At 49.8% G+C, this 8,644-nt stretch carries 9 protein-coding genes; 4 read left to right on the plus strand and 5 right to left on the minus strand.

Annotation, left to right across the window (positions count from 1 at the left end):
• Nucleotides 1–85: 85 nt before the first annotated feature.
• Entirely contained in the window at nucleotides 86–1,726 is a 1,641-nt protein-coding gene (pgm, locus tag ACLW56_RS21205; protein ID WP_330985686.1) for a phosphoglucomutase (alpha-D-glucose-1,6-bisphosphate-dependent), read from the minus strand.
• A 24-nt stretch (nucleotides 1,727–1,750) separates the two neighbouring features.
• Nucleotides 1,751–2,302 (minus strand): replication initiation negative regulator SeqA, encoded by a 552-nt coding sequence (seqA, locus tag ACLW56_RS21210; RefSeq protein WP_330985687.1) that lies wholly within the window; start codon nucleotides 2,300–2,302, stop codon nucleotides 1,751–1,753.
• A 173-nt stretch (nucleotides 2,303–2,475) separates the two neighbouring features.
• On the opposite strand from seqA, the gene ybfF reads away from it, so the two are divergent.
• The 4 genes from ybfF (at nucleotide 2,476) to fur (ending at nucleotide 5,111) form a co-directional block, all read left to right on the plus strand.
• Nucleotides 2,476–3,240: an esterase gene (gene ybfF / locus ACLW56_RS21215; RefSeq protein ID WP_330985688.1), complete on the plus strand. Its 765-nt coding sequence runs from the start codon at nucleotides 2,476–2,478 to the stop codon at nucleotides 3,238–3,240.
• 131 nt (nucleotides 3,241–3,371) lie between these two features.
• Entirely contained in the window at nucleotides 3,372–3,665 is a 294-nt protein-coding gene (gene ybfE / locus ACLW56_RS21220; RefSeq protein ID WP_330985689.1) for a LexA regulated protein, read from the plus strand.
• Nucleotides 3,666–3,814: 149 nt separating this feature from the next.
• The gene (fldA, locus tag ACLW56_RS21225) at nucleotides 3,815–4,345 is read left to right on the plus strand and encodes a flavodoxin FldA (RefSeq protein ID WP_312629191.1); all 531 of its coding nucleotides are present in this window, start codon (nucleotides 3,815–3,817) and stop codon (nucleotides 4,343–4,345) included.
• 313 nt (nucleotides 4,346–4,658) lie between these two features.
• Complete coding sequence (gene fur / locus ACLW56_RS21230; protein WP_330985690.1) at nucleotides 4,659–5,111, plus strand: ferric iron uptake transcriptional regulator; 453 nt, start codon at nucleotides 4,659–4,661, stop codon at nucleotides 5,109–5,111.
• Nucleotides 5,112–5,237: 126 nt separating this feature from the next.
• Here the strand turns inward: fur and ACLW56_RS21235 are convergent, their stop codons facing one another.
• The 3 genes from ACLW56_RS21235 to tssI form a co-directional block, all read right to left on the minus strand.
• Nucleotides 5,238–6,143 (minus strand): hypothetical protein, encoded by a 906-nt coding sequence (locus ACLW56_RS21235; protein ID WP_330985691.1) that lies wholly within the window; start codon nucleotides 6,141–6,143, stop codon nucleotides 5,238–5,240.
• 85 nt (nucleotides 6,144–6,228) lie between these two features.
• Nucleotides 6,229–7,026 carry a hypothetical protein gene (locus tag ACLW56_RS21240; protein ID WP_330985692.1) on the minus strand — a complete coding sequence of 266 codons (798 nt, stop codon included), beginning with the start codon at nucleotides 7,024–7,026 and terminating at the stop codon, nucleotides 6,229–6,231.
• On the minus strand, nucleotides 7,019–8,644 hold a 1,626-nt coding region (tssI, locus tag ACLW56_RS21245), incomplete at its 5' end, for a type VI secretion system tip protein TssI/VgrG (RefSeq protein WP_330985693.1). The genes ACLW56_RS21240 and tssI, both read right to left, overlap by 8 nt.

The following is an 8,644-nucleotide window of genomic DNA, read 5'->3' on the forward strand; positions in this document are numbered from 1 at the left end:
TGGCAAATATGAACCCTTTCATTGCAACTCTATTCTTTAATTGATCTGCATTACATCTGGAGATGGCTTTTCAAAACAGATCAACCTAGGCGTTTTTCAGCACTTCGCTAACAATCTCTACGGCTTCTTTCTCAATCAGCTTACGGTGTTCCGCGCCGAGGAAGCTTTCGCAGTAAATTTTGTAGGCGTCTTCGGTGCCGGATGGACGAGCCGCGAACCAGCCGTTCTCGGTCATCACTTTCAGGCCGCCGATGGAAGCACCGTTACCCGGCGCTGCGGTCAGGCGTGCGGTGATTGGGTCACCGGCCAGCGTGTTAGCGCTCACCATTTCTGGGGAAAGTTTAGACAGCGCCGCTTTCTGTGCGGACGTTGCAGAAGCTTGCAAACGGTTGTAGCTTGGCGCACCAAAACGTGCAGCCAGCTCATCGTAATGCTGCTGCGGGTTCTTGCCAGTGACTGCGGTGATCTCTGCGGCCAGCAAACACATGATGATGCCGTCTTTATCGGTTGACCACGGCGTGCCGTCGAAGCGCAGGAATGACGCGCCCGCACTCTCTTCGCCGCCGAAGCCGAAGCTGCCGTCAAACAAGCCGTCAACAAACCATTTGAAGCCTACCGGCACTTCCACCAGTTTACGGCCAAGGTCGTTAACCACGCGGTCAATCATTGCGGAAGAGACCAGCGTTTTGCCCACCGCAACCTCTTTGCCCCACTGCGGGCGATGCTGGAACAGGTAATTGATAGCCACAGCCAGATAGTGGTTCGGGTTCATCAGGCCAGCCGGCGTGACGATGCCGTGACGGTCATAGTCCGGGTCGTTGGCGAAAGCCAAATCGAACTTATCACGCAGTGCCAGCAGCCCCGCCATCGCACACTCAGAGGAGCAATCCATACGGATCGCACCGTCTTTATCGAGGTGCATAAAGCGGAAAGTCTGATCGACATGATCGTTCACAATGGTCAGATCGAGTTTGTAGAACTCGGCAATGCGTTTCCAGTATTCGATCCCGGAACCGCCCAGCGGATCAACGCCCAGCTTCAGGCCCGCTTTCTGAATCGCTTTGATATCAACAATATCGGCCAGGCCTTCAATGAACGGCTGCACCAGATCTTGTTCTTTAATATGACCAGACGCATACGCTGCATCCAGTGAAAGGCGTTTCACCCCTTTCAGGCCATCCGCCATCAGTGCGTTCGCGCGGTCTTCCACCACTTTGGTGACGTTGGTATCAGCCGGGCCGCCATTCGGTGGATTGTACTTGATGCCACCATCGTCCGGCGGGTTATGGGACGGCGTAATCACGATCCCATCGGCCTGTGGGCCCCCTTTTTTGTTATGAACCAGGATGGCATTCGAGATGGCAGGCGTTGGGGTGTAGCCGTTATTTTCCTGCACAATCACGTCCACGCCGTTCGCAGCCAGGACTTCCAGTACGGAAATGATCGCCGGCTCAGACAAGGCGTGAGTATCCTTACCCACGTAGCATGGCCCGGTGATGCCATTTTTCGCACGTTCTTCCGCAATCGCCTGGGCAATCGCCAGAATATGCGGTTCGTTAAAACTATGGCGAGCTGCGCTCCCGCGGTGTCCGGACGTGCCGAATTTCACTGCGTGTTCTGCGTTGCCTGCTTCCGGCTTCAGCACATAGTACTGAGACGTCAGTTGGGCGACGTTAATCAAATCACTCTGCTGTGCAGGCTGACCCGCACGGTTATGAGTTGCCATTGCCTGGTCCTTCTTATGCAAGGGTTAGATTGTGCCGCAAACCTTTTCAATCAATTCCGCGGGGAACTGCATTGACTGCATGATGTGCTCAACCATGCTGCATTTACGGCCAGTATTGGTATTGGTAATGACCCAGTACGGCGTCTGAGGCACTTGCTTTGGCTTGGTGTGCGTGCCGTTTTTCAGCAGCGTCGCTTCATCAGCGGCGAAGTAAACACGCGTACGACCATGCAGTGACTCGGTGGCCTCAACAAATGCCTTGCTGTCTAAGGAGTAAAGTGTAGTCAGCACCAGCATGAAGCGGTTAACCGCTTTATTTTGCTCGGCGTATTCATCAGAAAGCAGCAGTTCACGCACCGCGCGAACGTTCTCTTTTCGGGATGAGACTTTTTTCACGGCGGCGACGACCGGTGCAGCAGGCTGAACCGGCGTGTCTTTGACCACGGTTGCTGCGGGTTGCGAGGCAGCGGAAAATTTCAGCATGCGCCGCAAAATGTCGGATGCGCTCTCGCCGATGTGCCGGGTGTGGCTAGCGATAAAGGCATAGAGTTCGTCATCAACTTCGATCGTTTTCATCTTAATCCAGTGAGATATCTTTTCTGAATACAAGTCGTTGGGATTATAAAGTCAAAACCCAACAGCGGATAGCGTGTCGGCAAAAACTCAGACGACTACTGAGTGTTGCAGCCGGGTGGCAGAATGTTCAACATGATACCCTAACCCGACGAAGCGAAAAAAAGAACTTTGCCATGAATTTACATACCCGAGCGCAAACTGCACAAAACCCGCACAATAATTCTCCCATCGTCCTGGTACACGGCCTTTTTGGGAGTCTGGATAACTTAGGGATCCTCGCCCGAGACCTCGTGAGCGACCATGACATCCTGCAAGTTGATATGCGCAATCACGGCCAGTCAGAGCGTTCATCTGAAATGACTTATTCCGCGATGGCTCAGGATCTTTTAGACACCCTTGATGCCCATAACATTGAAAAAGCCACGCTGATGGGTCATTCAATGGGCGGAAAAGCGGTGATGGCCTTCACGGCGTTAGCGCCGAATCGCGTGGATAAGCTGGTCGCTATCGACATCGCCCCCGTGGATTATCACGTCCGTCGTCACGATGAGATTTTTGCGGCCATTAACGCCGTGACCGAAGCGGGCGTGGCAACGCGTCAAAAAGCCGCTGAAGTGATGCGCGAGCATCTTAATGAAGAAGGCGTGATTCAGTTTCTGCTGAAGTCGTTTGTCGAGGGCGCGTGGCGCTTTAACGTGCCCGTCTTGTGGGATCAGTATGCCAATATTGTTGGCTGGCAGACTGTTCCTGCGTGGGATCACCCTGCCCTGTTCATTCCTGGCGGAAACTCACCGTACGTCACGCCAGAGTATCGCGATGATTTGCTCTCTCAGTTCCCGCAAGCCCGAGCGCATATTATTGCAGGCGCAGGACACTGGGTGCATGCCGAAAAACCGGACGCTGTGCTCCGCGCCATTCGCCGATATCTGGCTGAATGATTAAAATGCGAGCGACCGCACGCCAATGTGGCTCACGGCGTTGGCGTGTGGGGTTCGCTGATGTATGATTGCGCGCTATCTGCGCCGGGCCTGTCGTCCGGCGGCTTGTTTCCCCGAAGTCACTCTGAATCATGGCAAAAGAACAAACGGACCGAACGACATTAGATTTGTTCGCAAATGAGCGTCGCCCGGGAAGGCCGAAAACCAATCCGCTCTCACGCGACGAACAGTTACGCATTAATAAGCGTAATCAGCTTAAACGTGACAAGAGTAAAGGTCTCAAGCGAGTTGAGCTGAAGCTCAATAACGACGCCGTTGATGCGCTGAATGAACTGGCTGACGCCAGAAACATGAGCCGCAGCGAACTCATCGAAGAGATGTTGATGCAACAACTGGCCGCTCTGCATCGCCAGGAACTTGTCTGAAAATCCAGCAAAACGTCACTTTCATGTAGCAGAGAGTGCAGTCCAGCGCGTTTGCTGTTTCCGCGCACTTCACCTCCTGCTATCATTGCCTTTATCTGTGGGCAACATTCCACCACCATTTCAATACGTTTCAAGAGGTTATTTTACTCATGGCAATTACAGGCATTTTCTTCGGCAGCGACACCGGCAATACCGAAAATATCGCGAAGATGATTCAGAAGCAGCTTGGGAAAGACGTTGCTGAAGTGCATGACATTGCCAAGAGCAGCAAAGAAGATCTCGAAGGGTTCGATATTCTGCTGCTGGGTATTCCGACCTGGTATTACGGTGAAGCGCAGTGTGACTGGGACGACTTCTTCCCAACGCTGGAAGAGGTAGACTTCAACGGCAAGCTGGTCGCGCTGTTCGGCTGCGGTGACCAGGAAGACTACGCAGAGTACTTCTGTGACGCACTGGGCACAATCCGGGACATCATTGAACCACGCGGCGCAACTATCGTCGGCCACTGGCCAACGGCGGGCTATCATTTTGAAGCCTCTAAAGGCCTGGCTGATGACGATCACTTCGTCGGTCTGGCGATTGACGAAGACCGTCAACCAGAACTGACCGCAGAGCGTGTTGAGAAATGGGTTAAGCAGATTTCTGAAGAGCTGCACCTCGAAGAGATTAAAAACGCCTGATTGGGTGACGGCGCAGCGCCTGCGTTGCGCCGTATTAGCGATAGGTTGTGTGACATTAATAGCTAAAAGCAATCAAATTAATCGCTACAAATTTTTAACTTTTGGCCGCATGTCTGTACAATGTCCACTGTTTTGACGAGGTCTGAGGTTTCGCTTTGCCGGACGCCTCGTTTTTGAAAAGCATACTTTGCTCAGGGATTGCGGTTTTCATTTAAGGTTGACAGTTCTATAATGAGACGCATTATCCTGAATTCATTCTTAGTAATGCTTCCTGATAAGGAAGTGTATCGTATAGCAACAGGACTGATTCCGCATGACTGACAACAATACCGCATTGAAGAAGGCCGGCCTGAAAGTCACGCTTCCTCGTTTAAAAATTCTGGAAGTGCTTCAGGAGCCGGACAATCACCATGTCAGTGCGGAAGACCTCTATAAACGCCTTATCGACATGGGCGAAGAAATTGGTCTGGCAACGGTTTATCGCGTTCTGAACCAGTTCGACGACGCCGGCATTGTCACCCGCCACAATTTCGAAGGCGGTAAATCTGTTTTCGAACTGACACAACAACATCATCACGATCACCTGATTTGCCTCGACTGTGGCAAGGTGATTGAATTCAGTGATGATTCCATTGAAGCGCGTCAGCGCGAAATCGCCACTAAACACGGCATTCGTCTGACCAACCACAGCTTGTATCTTTACGGTCACTGCGCAGAAGGCGACTGCCGTGAAGATGAACATGCACACGACGATACTGATAAATAATCAGTATCCGTAGTATAAAACCCACCAGCAGAGATGTGCTGGTGGGTTTTTCTTTCCATTTATTATTATATTTTTCATTTCACTTACCTACATAAATATTTTGTTTAGCATTAAATATTTTTCTCTTCATCGACCACCACCCTCAGTGTCATCATAAGGCGATGTTAGCTTATCTCCATCTATGTCAATCACAATCTGATTAGTTCTTATCTCAAAATAATTATTGGGATCAAAGCCATGAAAATCTAAATTATATAAAAACTCTCCTATGCTAATGTCAGAAGAATCATCTAAAGTACACAACTCATTAACTTTCAGAACATAGGGTTCATCCTTTTTCACCTGGCAATCAAAGTAAGTCAACGCAAGAATTGAAAAGAGGTTTTTGTATATTTCCTGATCAACAAACCATTGCTTATTGACGATAGAATACTCTAAGGAACCTATATTGTAATGATGTCTCCCTGGCAAGAATGCATATGCAGCGTTCAATTTAATTGTAAATGAATAAATTTTTCTTGCTGGAATTTCCTCCCATCCATCTCTACTTTCATTAACCTCATCATCAAAATGCCATCGATGACCAAGGTAATATGAACTCACGCCATCCGAAGCTATTGAAAATGCATGACCATATAAAGGGTAAAACTCCGGATCATCTATAGCAAGCCTACTTTTATGGATATAATATGTCTGATGGCTTCGGTTATAAAAACCAACCTTAGCAACAATATCATGACCTCTATTCTGAACTAAAAGATGAGCATAAATATGTTTCTTTTTTTGCATCACGCTATTTCCTTCCTCGCTCAAACTATAGTAAGAATATATTTTCCCAACCTTTCCATCCAGGGTTAAATCCGCACCAGGCAAAGGATCAGTCATTGCCTTATTACGCCGTCCTTCACTGGAATAAGGATATCCATATGTGTATTTTTGGAGAATAACATCTTCACTTGCAAGCGCACACGAAAAGTGAAGGGTACACATTAGCGCCGCTGTTATTTTTATTAAATATGAATTATTATTCATGGCACAACCCACTATTCAATGATCAATTAAAACATTCCAGATAAACATACCGCTTCCAATCGGTTATCTATAAATGCTACTATCCCTACACATCTTCACTAACTGATGTCAACTCAAAATATCTTTCAACATTATATGCATTTTTAAACACATACTGACTGTGCTCAATTTTTAATGCATCAGCATTTTTCACATAGGATTTATTATTATTAAAACCTCCCTTAGTTGGCATATCATCGGTACCCATCCCTCCATATTCACCTTGTGCACCATTTCGATAAAAATGGGAAAGTTCATGACAAAGTGTAGATACCCTGGAGTTTTTTCCTGTAAGCGGCTTGCATACAAAATTTTGACATATATTTATACGCAGCGTGCTATTGTAAAATACAGGATTCAAGAGATATGTCTGATCGGCCGTAACGTTAGCTGAAGCATCATTCCTATCCGTTTTGTTAACAAAATTACCGTGAAGACGTGACTCTATATCATTAGGATCTTCAACAGTTATTTTTTCAGCTATAAGAATCAAACGGTCTACACTCTCTTTCATGAATTGATAAGCTGTAATACCAGTTCTTTTCTCTATATAAGGATCAAATGCCGTCTCTGTATCAGCCTCTTTTATTTTTTCTTTTTCCTCTTTACTGTCAATTGTTATGACCGCAGTGCCCTTCACACCAAATATGCCTTGAAACTCTTCCTGTTTTTCATCATTCCAGCCTTGCACACTTAGATCTACTTGCCTCTGAAACAACACTTTTCTGGTAGCATCCAGCGTCTCCTGCATCATCTTTTTAAATTGATTCGTAACTTTCACTTCTTTAACACACAATTTTTTCTTTTCACTGATACCTTTGGTACTTTTTTGGACGCTACTCATTCACACCTCCCAATATCATATCAATGTTCTGGCTCAATATCCTGATATCAATCTCCTGAGATTCGTCAGCAGTTATAAACAATTCAGTATTGCCATTATTATCGGTTATTCCTTTCTTTTGGCTTCCATCTGTCAGTTTGGCAATGTACCGAGTGTTACAATAAAGAAAGCCATTATCATTCATAAATCGGAACTGAATATTATATTTTTCCGATGCATCCGGTTCCCTGGAATCACTTCCGTCATTGTTCCCTTCGCCACCCGCACCAGCACCTCCCTCAGCACTCTCTCCCAGGCCGCCTTTCCCCTCCTCCCCCGGCGCCTTCAGCACCGCGGGCTGTACGGTCTGCACCACGCTTCCCGGGCTGCCGCCGCTGTTGAGATTGATTACCGGCGCACTGATGTCCACCCCCGACGGGCTGATTACCACAAACGAACTCCCCACCTTCAGGGTGATTTTGCTGGCGCTGTCCAGCACCATCTCCCCCTGCGCCTTTATGCCCAGCGCACCGCTGATTTTTTGCGCCAGCTCACTGTTCACCTGCAGGCTGTATTTCCCTGCCACCAGGCTGATGTGGTCGCCGCTGGTTTTATGGTGCTGCGTGCCGTCCACGGTCACCTTGCGGTCATTCGCCACATACAGTCCGTCGTTGTGGCTGATGTTCGCCATCCGGTCATGTCTGACGCTGACCGTCTGGTCGTTTTGTACGGCGAGGTCCTGGTCATGCACCACGCTGATTTTCTGGTCATGGCCGATGGTTTCCGTGTGGTCAGCCTTCACATCCGTGCTGCGGTTGTTCAGCACCTCCGTGTCCATATCCTTCTGCGCGTGCAGATAAACCCTTTCCTGCCCGGTGGCGTCTTCAAAGGTCAGTTCGTTAAAGCCGCTGCCTTTATACGTTTTTGAGCGAACAGTCATCTGCGTTTTGGTGAGCGGCAGGTCTCCCGGCGGGCGGTTATCCTCGTGATAAGTCCGGCCCATCACCACCGGCTGGTCCGGGTCGCCGTTGAGGAAATCGACAATCACCTCCTGGCCCACCCGCGGAATGGCGAGATTGCCAAAACCCGCCCCGGCCCACGCCTGCGATACGCGTATCCAGCACGAGCTGTCTTCAGTGCAGCCGTGATAGCGGTCCCAGATGAATTTCACCCGAATGCGGCCGTGCTCGTCGCAGAAAATCTCTTCCCCTTCCGGGCCGGTGACCACCGCGCTCTGCGGGCCATCCACCCGGGGCTTTGCCCGCGGTGGCATGCGCCAGGTCCGGTCTGCGGGAATAACCGAGAACTGGTTGGTCAGCGTGGTGCCGCTGCCCTGGCTGCCGTGCAGGGCCTGCGGCTGGTCGCCGCTCAGCAGGCTGCTCACCACCTGCCACTCCCGGTTCAGGGCCGATGTGGGATGCCCGGTCAGGTTGAACCTCACGCCGGGCCACAGTACCGGAGAATTGCTGGTGCCGGTGGCCGTTTCCGCGTCCGAACGCCAGCCTTCCATCCGGTAGCGGGCAAAATCCGCGCCGTGCTGCTCGTCCTTATAGCGACCCGGATAATCGTAAATTTCATACTGCTGCCACTGGCCGTTGAGGTGTTCGCCTGCCTGGTCATAGCGCCCCGGCCAGCCCGG

The sequence above is a fragment of the Pantoea sp. sgz302252 genome (genome assembly GCF_047713085.1).
In the GTDB taxonomy this organism is placed as follows: Bacteria; Pseudomonadota; Gammaproteobacteria; order Enterobacterales; family Enterobacteriaceae; genus Scandinavium.